18 protein-coding genes are annotated in these 20,275 nt (G+C 34.5%); 13 read left to right on the top strand and 5 right to left on the bottom strand.

What is annotated here, in order from left to right:
• Nucleotides 1-111: 111 nt before the first annotated feature.
• The 7 genes from ACFS3A_RS08985 to ACFS3A_RS09015 all read left to right on the top strand — a co-directional run bounded on the left by ACFS3A_RS08985 (nucleotide 112) and on the right by ACFS3A_RS09015 (nucleotide 8,707).
• Nucleotides 112-966, top strand: a complete 855-nt coding sequence (locus ACFS3A_RS08985) for a glycoside hydrolase family 16 protein (protein WP_379825060.1) — start codon at nucleotides 112-114, stop codon at nucleotides 964-966.
• Between the two features lie 2 nt (nucleotides 967-968).
• Nucleotides 969-2,096, top strand: a complete 1,128-nt coding sequence (locus ACFS3A_RS08990) for a glycoside hydrolase family 43 protein (RefSeq protein WP_379825061.1) — start codon at nucleotides 969-971, stop codon at nucleotides 2,094-2,096.
• A gap of 119 nt (nucleotides 2,097-2,215) precedes the next feature.
• Nucleotides 2,216-3,163, top strand: a complete 948-nt coding sequence (locus ACFS3A_RS08995) for a glycoside hydrolase family 43 protein (protein WP_379825062.1) — start codon at nucleotides 2,216-2,218, stop codon at nucleotides 3,161-3,163.
• Between the two features lie 57 nt (nucleotides 3,164-3,220).
• Nucleotides 3,221-5,233: a DUF2264 domain-containing protein gene (locus tag ACFS3A_RS09000; protein ID WP_379825063.1), complete on the top strand. Its 2,013-nt coding sequence runs from the start codon at nucleotides 3,221-3,223 to the stop codon at nucleotides 5,231-5,233.
• 63 nt (nucleotides 5,234-5,296) lie between these two features.
• Nucleotides 5,297-6,700 carry a serine hydrolase domain-containing protein gene (locus tag ACFS3A_RS09005; protein WP_379825065.1) on the top strand — a complete coding sequence of 468 codons (1,404 nt, stop codon included), beginning with the start codon at nucleotides 5,297-5,299 and terminating at the stop codon, nucleotides 6,698-6,700.
• Complete coding sequence (locus ACFS3A_RS09010) at nucleotides 6,697-7,701, top strand: glycoside hydrolase family 43 protein (protein ID WP_379825066.1); 1,005 nt, start codon at nucleotides 6,697-6,699, stop codon at nucleotides 7,699-7,701. The genes ACFS3A_RS09005 and ACFS3A_RS09010 overlap by 4 nt, the downstream gene beginning before the upstream one ends.
• Nucleotides 7,702-8,008: 307 nt before the next feature.
• Nucleotides 8,009-8,707 carry a DUF1826 domain-containing protein gene (locus ACFS3A_RS09015; protein WP_379825067.1) on the top strand — a complete coding sequence of 233 codons (699 nt, stop codon included), beginning with the start codon at nucleotides 8,009-8,011 and terminating at the stop codon, nucleotides 8,705-8,707.
• Between the two features lie 60 nt (nucleotides 8,708-8,767).
• Here ACFS3A_RS09015 and ACFS3A_RS09020 read toward each other — a convergent pair whose 3' ends face one another.
• A complete protein-coding gene (locus ACFS3A_RS09020) occupies nucleotides 8,768-9,766 on the bottom strand; it encodes an SDR family NAD(P)-dependent oxidoreductase (protein WP_379825068.1) in 999 nt (332 codons plus the stop codon).
• A gap of 26 nt (nucleotides 9,767-9,792) precedes the next feature.
• Nucleotides 9,793-9,939 (bottom strand): hypothetical protein, encoded by a 147-nt coding sequence (locus ACFS3A_RS09025; RefSeq protein ID WP_379825069.1) that lies wholly within the window; start codon nucleotides 9,937-9,939, stop codon nucleotides 9,793-9,795.
• A 228-nt stretch (nucleotides 9,940-10,167) separates the two neighbouring features.
• Between ACFS3A_RS09025 and ACFS3A_RS09030 the strand changes: the two genes are divergently transcribed.
• From ACFS3A_RS09030 to ACFS3A_RS09040, 3 genes are all read left to right on the top strand, one after another.
• Nucleotides 10,168-10,332, top strand: a complete 165-nt coding sequence (locus tag ACFS3A_RS09030) for a hypothetical protein (protein ID WP_379825070.1) — start codon at nucleotides 10,168-10,170, stop codon at nucleotides 10,330-10,332.
• A 117-nt stretch (nucleotides 10,333-10,449) separates the two neighbouring features.
• Nucleotides 10,450-10,950: a PRC-barrel domain-containing protein gene (locus tag ACFS3A_RS09035; RefSeq protein ID WP_379825072.1), complete on the top strand. Its 501-nt coding sequence runs from the start codon at nucleotides 10,450-10,452 to the stop codon at nucleotides 10,948-10,950.
• Nucleotides 10,951-10,999: 49 nt separating this feature from the next.
• Nucleotides 11,000-11,371, top strand: a complete 372-nt coding sequence (locus ACFS3A_RS09040; RefSeq protein ID WP_379825073.1) for a DUF4440 domain-containing protein — start codon at nucleotides 11,000-11,002, stop codon at nucleotides 11,369-11,371.
• 601 nt (nucleotides 11,372-11,972) lie between these two features.
• Here the strand turns inward: ACFS3A_RS09040 and ACFS3A_RS09045 are convergent.
• Entirely contained in the window at nucleotides 11,973-12,956 is a 984-nt protein-coding gene (locus tag ACFS3A_RS09045) for a helix-turn-helix domain-containing protein (protein WP_379825075.1), read from the bottom strand.
• A gap of 168 nt (nucleotides 12,957-13,124) precedes the next feature.
• On the opposite strand from ACFS3A_RS09045, the gene ACFS3A_RS09050 reads away from it, so the two are divergent.
• The 3 genes from ACFS3A_RS09050 to ACFS3A_RS09060 are packed head-to-tail and all read left to right on the top strand — an operon-like array spanning nucleotide 13,125 to nucleotide 16,094.
• Complete coding sequence (locus tag ACFS3A_RS09050) at nucleotides 13,125-13,790, top strand: VOC family protein (protein WP_379825076.1); 666 nt, start codon at nucleotides 13,125-13,127, stop codon at nucleotides 13,788-13,790.
• Nucleotide 13,791: 1 nt separating this feature from the next.
• Nucleotides 13,792-15,141, top strand: a complete 1,350-nt coding sequence (locus tag ACFS3A_RS09055; protein ID WP_379825078.1) for an MATE family efflux transporter — start codon at nucleotides 13,792-13,794, stop codon at nucleotides 15,139-15,141.
• Nucleotides 15,138-16,094, top strand: a complete 957-nt coding sequence (locus tag ACFS3A_RS09060; protein WP_379825080.1) for a helix-turn-helix domain-containing protein — start codon at nucleotides 15,138-15,140, stop codon at nucleotides 16,092-16,094. The genes ACFS3A_RS09055 and ACFS3A_RS09060 overlap by 4 nt, the downstream gene beginning before the upstream one ends.
• Before the next feature lie 31 nt (nucleotides 16,095-16,125).
• On the opposite strand, the gene ACFS3A_RS09065 is transcribed toward ACFS3A_RS09060, so the two are convergent.
• A complete protein-coding gene (locus ACFS3A_RS09065) occupies nucleotides 16,126-19,374 on the bottom strand; it encodes a hypothetical protein (RefSeq protein WP_379825081.1) in 3,249 nt (1,082 codons plus the stop codon).
• A 7-nt stretch (nucleotides 19,375-19,381) separates the two neighbouring features.
• Nucleotides 19,382-20,260, bottom strand: a complete 879-nt coding sequence (locus tag ACFS3A_RS09070; protein ID WP_379825082.1) for an ABC transporter ATP-binding protein — start codon at nucleotides 20,258-20,260, stop codon at nucleotides 19,382-19,384.
• Between the last annotated feature and the right edge of the window lie 15 nt (nucleotides 20,261-20,275).

A 20,275-nucleotide genomic window follows, 5' to 3' on the forward strand; every position in this document is an offset into this window, starting at 1 on the left:
GTTTGGTTTTAATTAGTGTAGAAATGACGAGGGATCTTTCGGGATCCCTTGTTATAATAGAAAGATCTCAGAATTAACAGAGATTATTTAGGATTAAAAAATAGATATAAAATGAGATTTATTGGTAAGTTTTTGGTGTTGGGAATTGTCCTGATGCTGCTTTTTAGTTTCATGAGCCACAAACAAAAAGTTTCGACTTCTGAAGATTATAAGTTGGTCTGGGCAGATGAGTTTAGTACAGATGGCCTTCCAGATGAAAAGAATTGGAATTACGAAACAGGTTTTGTGAGAAATCAGGAAAATCAATGGTATCAAAAAGAAAATGCGGTTTGTAAAGACGGTTATTTGATTATCGAAGCCAGAAATGAAAATAAACCCAACCCAGATTTTGTATCTAAAACGCATAAAGATTTTGCTAAAAACAGAGATTCCATAAAAGTGACTTCTTCCTGTTTAATTACCCGCGGAAAGCATTCCTGGAAATACGGACGTTTTGAAATGCGTGCTAAAATTCCAGTTGGTAAAGGAATGTGGCCGGCCTTTTGGAGTTTGGGTGTAAAAGGAAACTGGCCTGCAAACGGCGAAATAGATATCATGGAATATTACACAGGAAAAATACTAGCTAATGCCGCATGGAAATCAAACGAGCCGGATACAGCTTGGGATAGTGAAACGTTTAAGTTGAGTGATTTTAAAGACAAATCATGGGCAGACAAATTTCACATTTGGAAAATGGATTGGGATGCGCATTCGATTAAATTATATGTTGATGACCAATTATTAAATGAAATTAATGTTGATGTAACAATACCATCGGCAGATCAAAAAATAAGTCCATTTCAACAGCCTCACTATTTGTTAGTGAACCTTGCCGTTGGAGGAATAAATGGTGGAGCATTTTCGAAAGCAGATCTTCCTTCGAAATACAGTATAGATTATATAAGGGTTTATCAAAAAAATAAGTAAAAATGAAATTAAAATTTTCGATGATTATCAGTTTTGTGTGTTCTTTTGTTTTTTCGCAAAACAATTATTTTGTTTCGGGAAAACAGTGGAAAGATACAGATGGAGTGCATATTAATGCCCATGGCGGCGGAATTGTTTTTGTTGATGACACCTATTATTGGTATGGAGAATATAAAACTTCTGGCCGTTCAGGAAATACCTCATTGGAAGGAATCAGTTGTTATTCCTCAAAAGATTTGTACAATTGGCATAATGAAGGTATTGTGCTAAAAGTCGAACAAAACCCTAAATCTGAAATTACAAAAGGATGTGTTATGGAACGTCCAAAAGTTGTTTATAATAAAAAAACAGGGAAATATGTTATGTGGTTTCATTTGGAACTGAAAGGGCAAGGTTATGATGCTGCAAAAGCCGCTGTTGCCATTAGTGATACTCCAAAAGGACCATTTAAATTTGTTAAATCCTATCGTCCGAATAAAGGAGTTTGGCCAATTGATTTTAAAGAGGAGTTTAAAGTCGCGTCCAATAATGAAGCTTCTTTAAAATCTTGGAGTCCCGAATGGCTGACAGCAATAAAAAACGGAATGTTGGTTCGTAGGGATTTTGAAAAAGGGCAAATGTCAAGAGATATGACTGTGTATGTTGATGATAATGACAAGGCGTATTTAATTCATTCTTCAGAAGAAAATCTGACACTTCATATTTCAAAACTTACAGACGATTATTTAGATTTTACAGATAAATGGTCAAGAGTAGCACCGGCAGGACATAATGAAGCTCCAGCTGTTTTAAAAAAAGACGGAATTTATTATATGATAACATCAGGTTGTACGGGTTGGGATCCAAATGCTGCAAGATCTTTTAAATCGAAATCTATTTTTGGGCCATGGGAAACTTTAGGAAATCCATGTGTTGGCAAAGATGCGGAACTGACGTTTCATTCGCAAAGCACTTATATTCTTCCTGTAGAAGGAAAAAAAGATCAGTTTATTTTTATGGCTGATCGATGGAATCCTAAAAATCCAATTGATGGCACTTATATTTGGCTTCCAATACAATTTGAAAACGGGAAACCTATTTTAAAATGGCTTGATAAATGGAATTTAACTGCTTTTACAGAAAATCAATAAAAAACAATTGTAAATCTGTAAATTTATAAACTATGAAAATGAAAACACACCAAAATTATTGTATACAGAAATTACGTCTTGTTTTTTCTGTGCTTCTATGTTTTTTATTTTTTTCGATTATGCAGGCTCAAAAAAAGAGACAAATTAAAGAAGCAGTTTCTTTAGATTCCATTAGATTAAGTGATCCAGCTATTTTAGCCGATAAGAAAACCAATAGGTATTACATGACTGGTACAGGAGGATTACTTTGGAAAAGTAAAGATTTAAAATCATGGAGCGGCCCGTATGAAGTTGTAAAAACAGATCCAAATTCATGGATGGGACCAAACCCTATGATTTGGGCCGCAGAACTTCATTTTTATAAAAATAAATATTACGATTTTGCGACTTTTACCAATAGAGACAAAATAATAGATAAAGTGGACGATATTAGTATTGAACGCCGTGCAAGCCATGTTTTAGTCAGTGATAAAGCGGAAGGACCTTATGTGCCAATGGAAGACGATACCTATTTACCAGCCAATAAACCAACATTAGATGGTACATTTTGGATTGACAAAGATGGAAAACCTTACATGATTTATTGTTACGAATGGCTCCAAAATGGCAACGGAACAATGGAAAAAATAGAACTTAAACCAGATTTAAGTGGATCGGTAGGAGAGGGAAAATTACTTTTTAAAGCAAGTGATTCTCCTTGGAGCAGGGAAAAAGATGCGAATGGAAATGACAACCCCAATAAAGTGACAGACGGTCCTTATTTGTTTAAGACAGGAACTGGACGTTTGGGAATGATTTGGACGAGCTGGATTTATGATGTTTATACGCAGGGAGTTGCCTATTCCAAAAGTGGCACTTTAGATGGTCCGTGGATTCAGGAAAAAGATCCTATTACACCTCCAAATTTTGGTCACGGAATGTTGTTTCAAACTTTTGAAGGCAAATGGTTGATGTCGGTGCATAGTCATAAAAAAGTTGATGGTAAAACAGTTCGAATTCCAAAATTATTTGAGGTCGATTTATCTGGAGATAAATTAATCATATTAAGACCTTATTTACAGAAGTAGTTCCTTTTTAAGAAAATCAATAAACAGTTGGTATTAGAAATTAGAAAAAAAATAAGCATGAATAATTTGAAAATGTGGTTTTTAGCCACAATGTTTAGTCTCTCTTTATATTCACAGCAAAAACAAAATACGGATAACGTTTTTAAAATGGTTAATCTAGATTATAAACTGAGTCCTTATACCGGAATGACAAAACAGCATTGGAAAGATGCGGGACTTTATTTGTTAGAAGGTGCTTTTAGTTATATTCATACTCTCGATGATCCGATGAAGTTTCCAAAACAGCCAGGAAAAAGTTATCCGCAGGATGAAGGTAGAGTACCGACAGAAAAACTGGAAGGATTGAGTAGAACGTTGTTTATAGCTTCTCCGCTTCTTAAAGAAAATCCGAATTTGGTCATTAATAATATCAAAGTTGCGGATTATTACAGACATCAGTTCAGTAAATTAGTCGATCCCAATAGTCCTTCTTATATTACGCCAAGACCTAAAAATGGTGGGCCAAGCCAGAATTTGGTTGAATATGGAGCAATTGCTATGTCTTTGCTTACCAATCCTGAAGTACTTTGGAAACCATTACCACAAGATCAAAAAGATGCATTGGCAAAATCAATGCTTAGTTATGGCGATGGACCAACGGTATCTTCAAACTGGAAGTTTTTCAACATTTTTGTTTTAAGCTTTTTTAAAGAACAAGGTTATGCTGTCAACGAAAAATTGCTGGAAGAATATCTACAGAAATGTTTAAACGATTATAGAGGCGATGGTTGGTACAACGACAGTCCGGCGTACGATTATTACAGTATGTGGGGATTTCAATTGTACGGAGCGCTTTGGTCTGAATATTTTGGAAACAAATATTATCCTGAATATGCGGCGAAGTTCAAAAGTAATTTTAGAGATCTTAATTCCAATTATCCTTTGATGTTCAGCCAAAATGGCGAAATGATTATGTTTGGCCGTAGTATCAGTTACCGAATTGGTTCCATTGCTGCTTTTCCTTTTATGGGATTAGAAAATGATCCAGCTGTTAATAGCGGATGGTTGCGCAGAATTTCATCAGGAGTTTTGAAACAGTTTCTTGAAAATCCTGATTTTATGAAAGACAATGTGCCAACACTTGGTTTTTACGGAGCATTTGAGCCTGCTGTTCAAGTCTATAGCTGTAGAGGAAGTGTGTATTGGATGGGAAAAGCTTTTATGGGACTTTTATTGCCAGATAATAATCCGTTTTGGACTGCAAAAGAAAATGATGGAGATTGGGAAACTAAATTCAAAAAAGAGAATGTTTATAATAATTTCCTAAACGGTTCGAAGATTTTAATTACAGATTATCCGAACATTGGAGCATCAGAAATCAGAGCATGGTGTCATGAGAAAAAGAAAGACGACTGGCAGGGATTCAGATCAACTGAAAACTATAACCGACTTTCTTATAACAGTGCTTTTCTTTGGCAGGCTGATGGCGAAAATGGCGAAGTTGCCATGAATTACGTAATCAAAAATAAAAATAATCAGTGGGAACCTTTTAGATTGTACACTTTTAAAAAGTTTGAAAACGGTATTTATTACAGAGATGTAGTTTTGGAAACCGATGAAAAAATTCAGTTCAATTTAGCTGATATTCCTTTGGTTAATGGTATTTTAAGAATCGATAAAAATAATACTGATAAGCCAATTTCAATGCGTTTAGGTCATTATGCTTTACCAAAATTGAATAAAGAAATAATTACGACTAAAAAAATCGTAGAAGGACATGAGGTTACCATTATCGATAACGGAAAATATCAATTAGCAATGGTTGCGCTTTCAGGATGGGATAAATCAGAAGTTGTCAATGCAAATGGATTACATCCAGAAAGTACAGAAAGTGCCGTGGTTAATGTTAGTAGTGATTCCAAATCCCAAAAAACATCCATTTATGCAACTTTAATGCTTTGGAAAAAGTCAGGCGAAAAATGGAAGAACAAAGAATTGATGCCGCTAAAAATTCAAGAGCAGAAAAATGGGACTATTAGCGTAGAATTTAATAATGGAACAAAAAAGTTGGTTGATTTTAAGGATAAATAGTTTTTGATATTTTTTACAATTGCATTCTATATGATAGTTTAGTAATATCTAATTAATTTAAAGATGAATAAATTATATTTTCTTTTTTGTCTTTTATGGTTAGCTTGTACTTATGGACAATCTAAACAAGACAAACAATTAGAAAAAAAGCTGGATGAACTGCTTTCTTCTAAATTTAGTCTATCGGAACCTGGCATTGAAGTTTTGGTGGCAAAAAAAGGAGAAATCGTTTATAATAAAGCTTTTGGTAGTGCAAATCTAGAATTAAATGTACCTATTAAACCTGATATGGTTTTTAAGCTGGGTTCTATAACGAAACAATTTACAGCTGTGGCGATTTTGCAATTAGTAGAGCAAGGTAAAATTTCTCTACAAGATAATCTGCAAAAATTTGTACCTGATTATCCATCGTATTCACAAAAAATAACTATTGAAAATCTATTGACTCATACTTCAGGAATAAAGGATTATATGCAGATTGATTATCAGGAGCCTTATTTAGAAAGAAGAGATTTTGAACCAAAGGAACTTATTGACCTTTTTAAAAACGTTCCATTAGAATTTGAACCGGGCACTAAATATAAATATAGTAATTCAGGGTATTATTTATTGGGATATATTATCGAAAAAATAAGCGGTAAAAGTTATAGTGCTTATTTACAGGAAAACATTCTGAAACCATTGGCTTTAAATAACACTTATTTTGATAATTCCAATAGCATTATTCCTAACCGAGTAAATGGATATCGAAAAGACGGTAAGGTATTTAAAAATGCTGATTATTGGAGTATGACTATTGCGTATGCTGCTGGTGAATTGATTTCCAATACTGAAGATTTATTAAAATGGAATGAAGGATTATATTCGTATAAAATTCTTAAAAAAGAAACCATAGAAAAAGCATTTGTTCCGTTTAAATTAAAAGATGGAAGTGTGGTAGAATATGGTTACGGCTGGATATTAAAAAATGTAAATGGGATAAAATCAATTGAACATGGTGGCGCTATTACAGGATTTTTAACTAATGAAATTTATTATCCCGAAGAAAAAGTATTTGTTGCAGCATTATTTAATTGTGAATGTGCTCCAAAGGACGAATTAACGGTTGATATTGCCAGTCTTGCATTAGGGAAAACATTTCAGCAGGAAGTAAAAGTGGATACTGCTTTACTAAATGAGTATATTGGTATTTATACCTTATCAATAGATACGAAAAGAACCATAACAATAACAAATGAAAACGGACAACTATTGGCTAAGATTTCTGGGCAGGGAACAGTTCCATTAATTTTTCAATCGGATACAAAATTCCAGTTTAAGAATGTTCTGGGTGCAGAATGTGAGTTTGTAAAGGAAAATGGAAAGGTGACAAAATTTAATATAAGTCAGAACGGGAATTTTGAATGGAAAAAAAAATCAATAGAAACCTATATATTAACAAAAGATAAAATTAAAAGCCTAAAATGAAATTTATTAAATTATCTATTTTAACCCTATTGGCTGTGGTGTATTCATTCCAAACTTATTCACAGTCCATTGAATTCAATAATCCAATAGCAGAAAAACGTGCAGATCCGTGGGTATATAAGACCGCTTCTGGCGAGTATTACTTAATTGCGACAGTTCCTGAATATGATCGCATTGTACTGCGAAAAGCGAATAGTATTAACGGACTAAAAGAAGCTAAAGAAAAAGAAATCTGGCATAAACATACAACAGGAGTGATGGCAAATCATATTTGGGCTCCTGAATTGCACTGGATTGATGGCAAGTGGTATATTTATTTTGCGGCTGGAGAGGCTGAAAATAAATGGAATATCAGAATTTGGGTATTATCCAATCCATCAGCAGATCCAATGCAGGGCAAATGGACAGAAGAAGGTCAGATAAAAACTAAAATAGATTCCTTTTCTTTAGATGCTACGACTTTTGTACATAACGGTAAAAGATATCTAATATGGGCGCAGAATGTAAGAGGAGGAAAACATGGTACAGCTTTGGTTTTATCAGAAATGAAAAATCCTACTACACTTACAGGCCCGGAAGTAGTTATTACAGAACCTGAATTTAGTTGGGAAAGAGAAAAGTATAATGTCAATGAAGGTCCAGCTGTCATTCAAAAGAACGGAAAAATATTTGTAAGTTATTCTGCTAGTGCAACGAATCATAATTATTGTATGGGATTACTTTGGATTAATGAAAATGCCGATTTGCTAAATGCTGCTAATTGGAATAAATCTCCGGCTCCTGTTTTTTATACGAATCCAGATTTAAAGAGATATGGTCCAGGCCACAATTCATTTACCACTTCTGAAGATGGAAAAGCGACTATAATGATTTACCATGCAAGAGATTACAAGGAAATTCAAGGAGATGAATTGTCGGATGTAAATCGTGCAACTCGTGCACGTGTCGTAGAATGGACAGAAAGCGGTTTTCCTGATTTTGTGCAAAACAAAAATGATTAAATTTTAAGAGGTTCAATAAAAGTTATCAGGAGAAATTGAGGAACTATTGTTTTATATTGTTAGAAATGACTCAAAATAAAGCCCAGTCTAATAAAAATAACTGAACAGGATTTAAATTCGTATTCAACAGATTGTGAGTAAAAATTAAAAAGCTTTTTTTATAGGTAAAAAAGCTTTTTAATTTTATTGACCTAATTCAATTTTTTGGACAGAAACTTAATTAGAGAAGCACTCCACATATTTGGCGCATGCCAAATATTGCATATTTTTGTAATGGGTAAAGTAACTAAATCTTTTAATATATATCATGTGTAACACATTTTCTGCCAACAAACAAATTGGTTTAGTATCTACTTTCTCCGATCTTGTGAATACCAATTTCGAGGGAGAAATAAATGCGTTGTGCTGGTACAGAAATTTGGAGGGTGATTTTAATGAGATTGTAACAAGATTATCTTTAAAAGAAAATATAACCGAAGTTTTTCCAGAAGATCTAATGACACTCGAACTCTCGGAAAAGGGGAATACAGCAAGGGAAATTATCTTAAATGATTTACAATTATTAACGGAATTTGGCGCTTCACCTTCTCTTAATTTATTGAAGTGTTATGAGCGTGATGATGAATTTGATTTTATATCTACTGATGTCTATTCGTTTCATGTTGATCGTTCGCCCATTGCAACCGATACTTTTTTATGTACTTATCACGGAGCAGCAAGCGATATTATTCCTAATTCACAGACAGAACAAAAAATCCTGATTCCGGAAATCCGGGCAAAGTTAAAAGAACTACATGATGGACCGGAAGAAGAATTTGAAGACTTTTTGAAAGAAAATTATTTTGATTTGCATTATCAGGTTCATGAGGGTGCGGAACCTGTTAATTTAGAATTAGGACATCTTTGGCGTCTGGCTGTAGACCATCCAAAACAAAAAGTTTTGCCTTGTGTTCATAGAGCACCAATAGAAAGGGAAAGAGAATATCGGTTGTTGTTGATTTGTTGAGGCAAGTTTGATTTTAATAATCTATAGGGATATACGTTAGGTTTTGATTCTTTTAAATGTTTATGCACTGCGTTGATTACTTCTTTTATTAAAAAGAAGCAAACCAATACTTATTGCAATTCCGCCAAGTACAGCAAGTGTAAGATTTGATGCAGTTTTTGCAGAAGGATTTCCATAAACTCTTAATGGTTCTTTTGACCTGGATAAAACATTTCCAGGGTTATTCCTTTTGTTTTCATTGAATTTCATTTTAGTACGGATAACAGCAGATGCTGTGTTAATGACCATTTTTGGAAATAACTTGTAAGTACCTGTGATAGCAGCAGATTTGAAATCAGGGAACAGCTCTTTTTTAGGATTTTTAGCAAGTTCTACTATTTTAGCAGCAGTATCACGAGGGTCCGATGCAATAAATGGTATTGTCATATCAAACCCGGAATACTTGGCAGAATGTAGATTACCAGTAGAGTTTTGTAACTGCGGATATAGATTAGAAATATGGATATGTTTCCTATTCGATATTTCACCCTGCAGGCATTCCATCATCCCCCTGATTCCGTATTTGCTGGCAGAATAAACAGCGCTGTATGGTGCAGGCATAAATCCGCCTATCGATATATTATTAATTAGAATGCCTTCGTTTTGTTTTTTAAAAATTTTGATGGCGTTATAAGCTCCGTGCATATAGCCAAACAAATTCGTTTTAATTACCTGCTGATGAATTTCTAAAGGAATTTCTTCAAATTTTCCACTGGCCATAACACCTGCATTGTTAACCCAGATATCAATTTTTCCTCCAATTCCCATTGCTTCTGCAGCTACTTTTTCTACATCCACAGGACTAGACACATCTGCAGAAATACCAATTGCCATAACGCCTAGTTCACGGCAAAATTTTACCGTATCATCGATTCCTTTCTGTCCTCTGGCCACTATCACTACATTACAACCTTCCTGAGCAAATGCTTCGGCTGTAGCTCTGCCAACACCGCTGCTCGCTCCGGTTATAACAACATTCTTTCCTTTAAGGCTCTTTTCAGTTGTGGTTTTATCTTTCATCTTTCTAATTAATTACAGGATTAGATTTAGTATAAAGTAGGGTATTCAGAAAACTTTTTAAATGTTACAACATTATTTTTTTCATTGGTTCTGCTTGAGATACTTTTCATAATATATTTTTTCTCTGAAGTTCTGGAACTAAGACTTCTGTTCTTCTGATTTGAAAAATTCATGGTTTTTTATATTTAAACATTAATTATTGATGTAAATCAGTAATAAAATTATGCAAACGAATTAGTTTATAGTTATATAATTTTTAATGTTAATTATTTAATTAAAAGGTGTTTAGAGTATTTTGTTGCTGGGAATTTTGTAAAATCTGAATGAAATTAAATACTTATCCTCCTGCAGACATTTGTAATTTTATTCTTAGTTAAAATCTAATTAAAAACAATAAAGTCATGGCAGAAATTAAAATTGAAAAGAAAAAGCCTATATGGCCCTGGATTATAGCAATTCTGTTAATCTCGGCAGTTGCGTACTACGTCTTTGTAAAAGATAACGAAACAGTTGACAGAAGTGTAGAAACCGAAAATACAGTAGGTACAGATACAATAGCAGAATAATTTAAAGCAGGACAGGAAATAGGAGGCACAGATTTACTTTGATAGAAATTTAGGCAGTACTACGACAAAAACAGAGCATTGTCCTGAAAAATAAAATAAAATATAAAGCGAATAACTATGGAAACTAAAGATAGAAATTTATACCGACTGGACGAACTTTCTGATTATAAGATTGCTTCAAACTATTCTGATGTTAGAGGATGGAAAATAGTAGATGCTGATAACCGCACAATAGGCACTATTGATAATCTTTGGGTTAATAAGGATATGCAACGCGTTGTTTACCTGGATGTTAAGGTTGATAAGAAATTAATTGAGGACAGTCATAATGAGGTACACGATGCAATTGCTTATGACAATGGTAAAGAGTTTGTTTATAAGGATGGAGACAGTCATATCATTATACCAATTGGATCTGTAAATATAAATAAAGACACGAAAATTGTAATGGCTAACGGTATAGGATATGATACATTTAGAAATACAAGCCGATATAACAGCCAGTATAATTTTGGCAGGGATTATGAAAGAAATGTAATGAAATCTTATTATCCTGCAGACGAGACGGCATTTAATGACGATGATTTTTATAACCGTAGAGAATTTGAAAATCGTTAAAAATGGAGCACTAAGATGTAATTGTTTTTAGTAATAATGATCATTAACAATGGAAACAGAAATTATAGAATTGGAAAAAAGATATTGGCAGGGGATGGAGGATCATGAGTACGAGATTGTAAAAAATCTTACCTATTTTCCCTGTATAATTGCTGGTAAAAATGGTGTACACAGTATAGATGAAGCCAATTTCAAAAAGATGTTTGAGTCTGGAGAAGGAGATAAAATAAAAGTTTTGAGTTTTTCAGATTTTGAATCCCAGCTACTTACTAACGAAACTGCGGTAACAGCTTACGTAATAGAATTGTTAGATGCAAAAGAAAATAAATCGATGAAATGTGCCTGTACTTCAACATGGATAAAAGAAAATGGTCATTGGGTTTGTGTCCTGCATACTGAGTCCGAATTATCTTCAAAATAAATTACACAATTTACAATTTCAAATGGCTAAATGCTAAATGAAAGTTGCTCTGAAACATTTCATTAGATTAAAAAAATAAAAGGTGACCGGCGGGATTTTCTGGAACAGTGTGTGTGGAAATTTAGTTAATTAGAGATACTTTTCAGGTACCGGCCGGCTGCCGAAAAACTCCTTAGTTTTACTAGGGAGTTTTTTTTATGATTGTCTAAAATTAAGCTTGTCATGCTCATGGATTATTTGTCATAAGTGAAGAGCAAAGTATCAATATTCTGCTTGCCGGAGCAGCTGTTTATGGTACAGGTGCTGGTCTCATTTCATTAGCAGTAGGTCCGTGGACAATATAGATTTAAACGAACAGAAGTTTAGAGGAAAGGCAATAGCGACCATGTATATCTGTATGGAGCTTGGAATAGAACTTGGAGCATTTTTTGCCGTGATGTATTATAAGGGTTAAATTCTTCGTATTCCTGATATAATAAAATTTGATCTATTACTGATTTTACTGGGCACATTCTATTTATGTATTCAAAAAAGTTTAAAAATAAAATACTAAATAGTAAGATGGTTAATAAGGCTTAATTTAGCAAAGATCTTTTATTTGCTACATTTTTTTAAGCTGACTGGGTACTATTCCGAATTTTTTTTTGAATGCCGCAGAAAAGTGCCTATGGTTTTTATACCCGACTACATTTGCTACTTCACTGATATTCATATTTTGATCTAATATAAGGAGTTTGGCTTGTTCCATTTTGGTATCATTCCAAAAACCAAAAACAGTAGTTCCAAATAGTTCTTTAAACCCTTTTTTCAAAGTAAATTCATTGGTGCCGGCTTTATGTGCCAGCTCAATAAGAGAACTGGCAGAATCCAGATTATGAAGCATAAACTCTCTTACAGAGTATATTTTATCTATATCCGATTTTTTCAGTGAAGTGGAAGAAGAGGCATCAGTAGAAAATTGTTCCAGCTGTAATAATAACAATTCAATGACTTTGGCTTCCAGAAACATTCTTTTAAAAGTTCCTTTTCTTTCGCAGTGCATAATCTCATAAATGATTTGATACATTTGATGACTGGCACGATAGTTTTGACTGCTGATAAGGCTTGATTTTCCTTTTTCAATATTATTTCTGAATGTATCGAATAAAGCTGTATCCTGTGTTATAAATTTTTTAAAGAAGATCGGTGATAAATTAATTTCACAAAGCTGAAAATGGTCGCTTTCCCAATTCATTTTTCCGCACATGGCATTGGCATATACAATATTGTGCTGATGGGTTTCGAACGATATTGCTTTATCAAATTTTTCGGCCATTGCTGTACTTTTTCCTTTTAAGGAAAAATGCATTTCGATAGTTTCAAAATCACTTTCAAAACTAAGCTGCATTTTTTCTCTCATTTGCGCATTTCCAAAACCAATATGAACTCCCTCAAAATAGATTTCTTTATAATAACCCTGACCAAACGGATGTTCAAGATGTATAATTGTTTCATTTAATCCATCTTCCGCAAAATAAAATGATCCGGGGTATTCTTTCTCAAAAAGGATATTGGACGGACTGTCGTCGTATAATTTTAAATTCATGCCTGATAGTTTAAATATTCCCTATTGCGGACCTTTTATTCCCTACAGCGTACTCTGAAAATGCAGTGCCGTATTACTTTTGCACAAATCTAAAAATTATTTAGAATAATTCTTAATAATAAACCTGTTTTTATTATTAGTGACCAAAAAGTAATTATTAAAGAACAAATGAATAGAGAAAAAAATATCCAGTTAAGTCATGTATTATATCGTGTTACTGATCTTTATGAAGCAGTTAAAAAACTAACAGATGCAGGATTTACTGTAGAATATGGAACTGTACCGGAGAAAGCTTACAACGCTTTCATATGGTTTGAAAAAGGAATTTTTATTGAAATATATGAAAATCCCGGATTATCCCGATTTACAAAATGGTTTATGAAAATTGCAGGATATCAGCCCATATTGGACAGAATGAAAAAATGGGAAAGTTTCAGCAACGGCTGGTGTGAATGGTCGCTGGAGTCTTCAGAAGAAAACCTTAAAGAAGAAAAAGAGCTGTTTGCCAATAACAAAATCCCTTATCGGTTTCATAAAGCTAAACGGGTCGATAAGGACAAGCGAAAATTAAAATGGGAATTATTGATCCCTAATGATATTGTTTTTCCATTTATAATGTCGGCTTATGTCCCAAATCCAAAACCTAAAAACATAAAGCATCCAAACGGGGCAGAAGGAGTAAAACTATTGCGCATAGGAAAAGATTTTCTTGACAAATCATTGCTGGACAAGCTCCTTATTGATCAAAGAGGAATTGAATTTGTTAATGGCAGAGGACTACAGACCGTAATACTGCTGAATAGTAATTTAAGAATTGAAGAAATAGTACACTAAAATGGATAAAGAGAAACAGTTTATATTAAAAGGAAATTTAACCACTGTGATGTGGCAGATGTCATGGCCGGCTATTACCGCAATGGTTTTGTATGGAATGAATAATTTTCTGGATGGCATTTTTGTAGGTCATCTCATAAACAGTACGGCTCTGGCCGCCGTGGGTGTGGCATATCCGTTGGCACAGTTTGTACAGGGATTCGGTTCTTTAATCGGTACAGGAGCGGGATCAGCTGTCAGTATCTGGATTGGGGCTGATGATAAAGAAAAACTGGGCAGGGTTTTTGGCTCAGTAAATTATCTTAGTATTTTATTTTCTATAATCATTACAATACCCTGTTTTTTTTATGCAGAAGAATTGATTTACATGATGGGAGGACGGGATGAAATTTTAGTTCTTGGAACAGAGTATTTCCGTGCTACTATTTTAGGAAGTTTTTTTTGGATACACGGTCTTGCGCTTAATATGATTGTCCGTGCCGAGGGGCGCATGAAAACAGCGGCATGGATGATTGCTGTGGGACTTGTAGTTGATGTCGTATTGAAACCGGTTTTTATAGACACCTTTGGATGGGGTGTTTCCGGTGCGGCATGGGCCACCAATATTTCAATGATTATCTATACCGTTTTAGGAATCTGGTATTACAAAAGCGGAAGATCAGTTTTCAAGAGTAAGTTTTGGTCCGTTTCCGGGAATAAAGATATTATTAAGGAAATATTCCTGCTGGGAATGCCGGGGTTTATTATGATGATTATGATTGTCATTCAGAATATCGTAGTTTTTAATGTATTGTCAAAATATGGAAACACAACGGATATTACCTTTTTTACAGCAGTAAACCGATTTTATATTCTGCTAAATACACCGCTTTGGGGACTTATGCGTGCCCTGCAGCCGGTTGCAGGTATGAACTATGGAGCACGTCATTATACAAGGTGCATCAAAACGTACTGGCTGTTTTCTGTGACTGGTTTAGTCCTGCTTCTTCCTTTTTGGCTGTTTGTAATGCTGGATCCTTCCGGAGCGATGTCTGTAATGATGCCCAATACCCATTTTACACTGAACCAATTAAGAGATTTTCGCATTTATATGAGTATTCTGCCAGGATTGTCCTTTGTTTTTATGGCGATGGTCTGGTTTCCGTCTATTGAAGATGTAAAACCTGCTTTTGTGATTACAATCCTCAGACAAGTTGTATTCTATATTCCCGTTATGCTGACTATACCTCGCTTTTACGGAATAAGCAGTATCTATTCTGCAAGTGCCATAATTGACTGGATCATTTTTGGTATTATAATTTTTACAGTTTGGAAAAGTTCAAAAAGACTAAATTTTAAGACTATATCATGAGTTTAAACAGGCATAATTCAATATTGGGAATAGGAGCAGATCACCAATCTGCTGCCATGAAAAGGTATCCGGCAGCAAATCAAACAAAAGATACGAGCGGAATTTGTGTCAATAAGATTATCTTTAAAGATATTCAGATTTTATTTTTTGAAAACCTTTCTCCAAATAAAGTTGATTTAAAGTTACCATCAATGAATCAGTCAGTTCTTTTTTATTATCAATTTTCGGGTAAGAGCGATGTAATTGTCAGTAATGAAAAAGTAAGGTTCAATAGCAATGAGCAGAGTTTTTATCTGATAGACAAAGGAAAAACAGCCGTCAAATTAAATACAGATTCTAAGAGCTGTATAATTCAGGTTTCGAAAGATATGGTTTCCGGTTATTTTAAAGAGATGAAACTCCATTTAAAAAATGGTTATTCTGATCATGAAAGTCCGCTTTTCCCTTTTCATAAACATCAACTTTTTATCACGCCTCCTATGAGGGACTGTATAGAAGAAATGTTTGGGTCCAAAAGAGAAGGTCTTTTTTTAAAACTCCATTTAGAATCACTTTTCATCCGATTAATGCTGCTTCAGTTTGAGCAGATGCAGAACCATGACTGTGATGTATTCTGTTCATTGAAAAGCAGTGAAGTAGATATGATTTACAAAGTAAAAAAAGTGATGGTTGACAACTTAAACTGCTGGTTTACTATTTCGGAGCTTTCTGCTTTTGCAGGCACAAATGAATGTTCATTAAAAAAAGGTTTTAAAGAAGTTTTTGGATCACCTGTATTTGAGTTTATTCAGAATTACAAAATGCAGGAAGCGCATAAGATGCTTTGCGAAACAGAATGGAATGTTACCAATATAAGTGATAAATTAGGCTATAAAAATGCCACTCATTTTTCTGCTGCTTTTAAACGAAAGTTTGGAATATCTCCCACAGAAATTAGATTTAAAAATAAATAATAAACGCCCTAAGAAAGGGCGTTTGTTGTTATTAAAGAGAATATTGATCTTTAATCAATTTGAGTTTATTTACGGGAATTGTTTTTGCCAGGTCATTGTACCAGTCAACAGCGGTTAATTTTGATTCCGATTGCAGGGACTGTCTATAGAATGTCCCAATTGCATTAAGAAGGAATTCATTTCCAAGCGTATTGCCAGTCGCATATAAAACTTCGAGCGCTCTGTTATTGTATATGTAATCCTGATTTTCATCACTTAAGAGCACAGCTTTTTCCTGAATTCCTGCCAGGGCTCTTCCAGCCAGATATTTATCATGATTTTTTTTCAGAAACTTATCAATTGCAGCTTTGCTGTAAAGCTGCTGCATCTGTGTTAATGCCATATAACGAGGGACAGATTTGGTTAGAAACGGATAACCCTGCACTCTTGAAAAATGACCTCTCTGCAAATACTGTTCAGCGATAAGCTGTGAACACACAAAACGCAGGTAGTCACGGTCTTCCTCTCTTTGTATATCAGCAATCCAGCCATGATTTTCTGAAAGGACGATCATTCCTGCAGACGAAAGATGCTCATCGTTATATCTTGGTTTTTCGGCAATGATAAGCTTATCGTATGGATATTCTCCCAAATATTTAGAGAGAAATTTTAAAGCTTCTTCGGCAGATTCTACCCAGGCTTTGATGTTATAGGAGTGCTGGGGATGATAATAAACCTCTAAAGCAATTTGTTTTCCGTTAACGATGATATTTTGAATTTTTGATTCGTAATCCGCAGAAAGTATATTGAATTGGTAAGGAACAGGAATTTCACTTTTATATCGGTAATAATTTTTTTGGCTGTTGTTCCATTTTTTTTCCAAAATACCCGGCATTACAATATTTTGTTTTTCAGAAGTGCTGATGGTAAAATCATACGTAAAGTATTGCGACTGGGTTGAGGCAAAAAGAGTGTTGTTTGCTTTGACATTGTTTGGCTCAGGAAGTGAAGAATTCATTTTAGAAAGACCATATTCTCCTCGGTATTTATTCTCGGCAAGTTCACGCCTGTTGTCATAACCTCCAATAAACGGAAGAAGATTTTCATTGATGCAGGAACCGTTAAATGCCAAATCCTGCTGCGGATCATCATTGGTAAAATCTTTATATTGTTTATGCGCTTTAACAATTAGTCTTGCAGTATTTTCAGGAAGAATCGGTTTTCCTAATTTATAAACGGCATGTCTGAGTTTTTCATCTTTCTGTATTAATTTAAGGGAATTGTTGGCTAGTTTTAAATCTTTAATAACCATAAAATCGACCCATTCAATATGCAGTGTATCAATAGAAACGGCATGTGGATTGTATAATTTTAGAGCTGCAGTGTAATCCATGCTTCTGATTTCAGGATTTATATTCAATTCCAGATCAACATGTTCAATTTTTGGTTGTAAGCTGTTTTCAAATTTTTTATATGCTTTTTCATAAGAAGCATCATCATTTCGATCATCTTCCAATGAAGAAAATTTGTTTTCAATATTGACCGTCTGATAAATATGATGAGACGCATAAGCAAAAACACTACTGAATATTAACAGCAGAATAATAAATACTGAAGCTGTTTTTCCTTTGAATTTCAAACGCTTTATAAATGGAGAAGCCAGACCTCTTGTCCATGCCAATAATCCAATGGATAGTAGCGCTAAAATAAAAGAAATCCAATACAGGCTGTACCAAAAATTGGCCGTTCCAAAAAAACTGATGCCATTCATGTCGGTATATTTTAATGCTCCGGGCGCAAATGTGAATGCAAAACGCTGCTGTTCCAGCACGCCTATTTCATGAAGAATAATGGTTACCACCAAGACCAGAATAGAGATTCCGTGTGTAATAAATTTACTTCCAGAGATTCCGGCCACAGCAGCACAGAGTATTATATATCCTATATATTTAGGCATCCAGCGGAGGATCACTTCGTTAAAATAAACCGAAAGTTCAAAATCATAATATCCTTTTGCACCCTGAACTATAATACCTAAAACAATAAGACAGCAGCAAAGAAAAAAGCTGACCAGAATCATGGCATTAATTTTTGAAAGTGCAGTTACCCAGGAAGGAACAGGTAATGAATCGGCAATTTTCCAGAACTCAGTAGTCTGATTTCTAAATAACAGTTCTGTTGTATTTATGATAATAAACAATTGAAAATAGAAAGACAATGCAATAGTGATATTCGTTATCTCAACAGTTACCGGCAGAGTAGGGGCTGCTGAATAATACTGTTGCTGCCATACGGCAATATAACAGATATACATAATAGAAAGAAGTCCCAGAAATATTTTGAAACCAACAGGAGCCGTTACGCTTTTAAACTCCGTTAAAGAAAGTGAAAATGCATTTTTCCAGTTTAACCAGCTTGAGAATTTTGGTTTGAAAACGGCTGTTAAATTTTGGTTTTGAGAAATTTCCGGTTGCGCAAGTTCTTTTTCCCTGATTTGTTTTTCTTTTTTGCCAGTAGAGATAGTTCCGAATTGTTTAAAAGAAAAAGTCTTTCTACTTAGCACAAGTGCAGCTCCTGCCAGAAATAGCCATGCTAACCGGTTTCCGATCAAATTTAGGGAACCTGTGGGCATGTAAATATTTTTTTCGGAGGGAGACATATGTTCCAGTTCGTCCAGTAAAACCCCAAATGATGTGGGGTCAATAAGAGCTACCGTGCGGTTGAAGTCGTGCATGGAAACAGCAAATATCATAAAAAGCATGATAAACATACTTGCCAGATAAGAGCTTCTTATGTTTCTGCTTAGTGCTGCAGCGCTGAAACAGAAAGTGAAAAGGATGAAAGTGTTTGGAATAAGAATATAAACCACTGCCGCTGCCAGTGCTGGAAAATTTATAGGTCCCAGATTCTTAACCGGAAGAAAAGAATAAGAAAATGCCCCGAGAAGATAAAAGAGATTTAATCCGAGCATTATAGTATATCCTGCCAGATATCTTCCCCAGAAATAACCGCTTTCGCTGGCAGAGGTCGTAAAAAGGATCGAAGAAAATCTGGACTGAATGTCTTTTGTAATTACGGTTCCCGCAATAATTGCAGTTACAATAAATCCAACGTATCCTACCCCGGCAAAAACAGTAAAGAAAATGGCGGATGCATTGGCGAAAGTTTCGTCATTAGCATAAAACTCTCCGCTGTGATGCATGTAGAAAATACCCTGAATGAACATCAAAAGGCATACAATCCAGATGAAAGGACGTTTCAGCTGCTGAAACATCTCAAAGCTGTATATAGATTTAAGCATATTTTTTCTATTTGATATTTTGCTGAAACATTAGATTAAAATATGCATCCTCCAGAGTTGGTTTTTTCATTTCAAAGGAGCTGTCGGGTCTTTCGTCTGAAAGAATAGTTATGATAGGCTTTCCGGCTTCGTAATAGGTTGAGATCACCTGATGGTTTTCTGAAGCTGTTTTAAGACTGGACTTGTCAATTTTTTTTGTCCAGAGTTTACCTGATAATTCATTTTCTATTTCGCTGGGTTTACCTGCTTTAAGAACTCTTCCGTTTCCTATAATTGCCATATCATTGCAAAGCGTTGAGACATCTTCGACAATATGCGTAGAAAGAATAACAATAGTATTTTCGCCAATATCGCTGAGCAAATTATAAAAACGATTTCTTTCCATAGGGTCAAGTCCTGCCGTGGGTTCATCAACTATGATAATTTCGGGAGAACCGAGGAGTGCCTGAGCGATTCCAAATCGCTGGCGCATTCCTCCCGAATATTGCGATAATTTGCGGTCTTTTACATCATATAAATTTACTCTGTGCAGCAACTCTTCTACAGACTGTTGTCTTTCTTTTTTCTCTGATAAGCCTTTCATTTTAGCAATATGATGCAACATTTCAAATGCAGTTATATTTTCGTAAACTCCAAAATCCTGAGGGAGATATCCTAAAATTTTGCGCATTTCTTCAGGTTGTTTTCTTATGTCAATGTCATTGAGTGTGATACTGCCCGAGTCGGGATCCTGAAGTGTAGCGATGGTGCGCATCAGAGTTGATTTTCCGGCACCATTTTGCCCAAGAAGACCAAACATGCCTTTTTTTATCGTTAACGTAATATCAGATAATGCCTTTTTATCTTTATTGTAAGTTTTGGAAAGACTTTTTATTTCTAAAGCCATAATGTGTTTTTTAAG

This window comes from Flavobacterium notoginsengisoli, from assembly GCF_042686225.1.
Taxonomy (GTDB): domain Bacteria; phylum Bacteroidota; class Bacteroidia; order Flavobacteriales; family Flavobacteriaceae; genus Flavobacterium; species Flavobacterium notoginsengisoli.

Coding starts and splice junctions, on each gene's coding strand:
- ACFS3A_RS09010 (WP_379825066.1), top strand. CDS start 6,697: ATGAAATTTATTAAATTATCTATTTTAACCCTATTGGCTGTGGTGTAT.
- ACFS3A_RS08990 (WP_379825061.1), top strand. CDS start 969: ATGAAATTAAAATTTTCGATGATTATCAGTTTTGTGTGTTCTTTTGTT.
- ACFS3A_RS09035 (WP_379825072.1), top strand. CDS start 10,450: ATGGAAACTAAAGATAGAAATTTATACCGACTGGACGAACTTTCTGAT.
- ACFS3A_RS09045 (WP_379825075.1), bottom strand. CDS start 12,956: ATGAATTTAAAATTATACGACGACAGTCCGTCCAATATCCTTTTTGAG.
- ACFS3A_RS09025 (WP_379825069.1), bottom strand. CDS start 9,939: ATGAATTTTTCAAATCAGAAGAACAGAAGTCTTAGTTCCAGAACTTCA.
- ACFS3A_RS09030 (WP_379825070.1), top strand. CDS start 10,168: ATGGCAGAAATTAAAATTGAAAAGAAAAAGCCTATATGGCCCTGGATT.
- ACFS3A_RS09050 (WP_379825076.1), top strand. CDS start 13,125: ATGAATAGAGAAAAAAATATCCAGTTAAGTCATGTATTATATCGTGTT.
- ACFS3A_RS09065 (WP_379825081.1), bottom strand. CDS start 19,374: ATGCTTAAATCTATATACAGCTTTGAGATGTTTCAGCAGCTGAAACGT.
- ACFS3A_RS08985 (WP_379825060.1), top strand. CDS start 112: ATGAGATTTATTGGTAAGTTTTTGGTGTTGGGAATTGTCCTGATGCTG.
- ACFS3A_RS09040 (WP_379825073.1), top strand. CDS start 11,000: ATGGAAACAGAAATTATAGAATTGGAAAAAAGATATTGGCAGGGGATG.
- ACFS3A_RS09020 (WP_379825068.1), bottom strand. CDS start 9,766: ATGAAAGATAAAACCACAACTGAAAAGAGCCTTAAAGGAAAGAATGTT.
- ACFS3A_RS09005 (WP_379825065.1), top strand. CDS start 5,297: ATGAATAAATTATATTTTCTTTTTTGTCTTTTATGGTTAGCTTGTACT.
- ACFS3A_RS09055 (WP_379825078.1), top strand. CDS start 13,792: ATGGATAAAGAGAAACAGTTTATATTAAAAGGAAATTTAACCACTGTG.
- ACFS3A_RS08995 (WP_379825062.1), top strand. CDS start 2,216: ATGCAGGCTCAAAAAAAGAGACAAATTAAAGAAGCAGTTTCTTTAGAT.
- ACFS3A_RS09070 (WP_379825082.1), bottom strand. CDS start 20,260: ATGGCTTTAGAAATAAAAAGTCTTTCCAAAACTTACAATAAAGATAAA.
- ACFS3A_RS09060 (WP_379825080.1), top strand. CDS start 15,138: ATGAGTTTAAACAGGCATAATTCAATATTGGGAATAGGAGCAGATCAC.
- ACFS3A_RS09000 (WP_379825063.1), top strand. CDS start 3,221: ATGAATAATTTGAAAATGTGGTTTTTAGCCACAATGTTTAGTCTCTCT.
- ACFS3A_RS09015 (WP_379825067.1), top strand. CDS start 8,009: ATGTGTAACACATTTTCTGCCAACAAACAAATTGGTTTAGTATCTACT.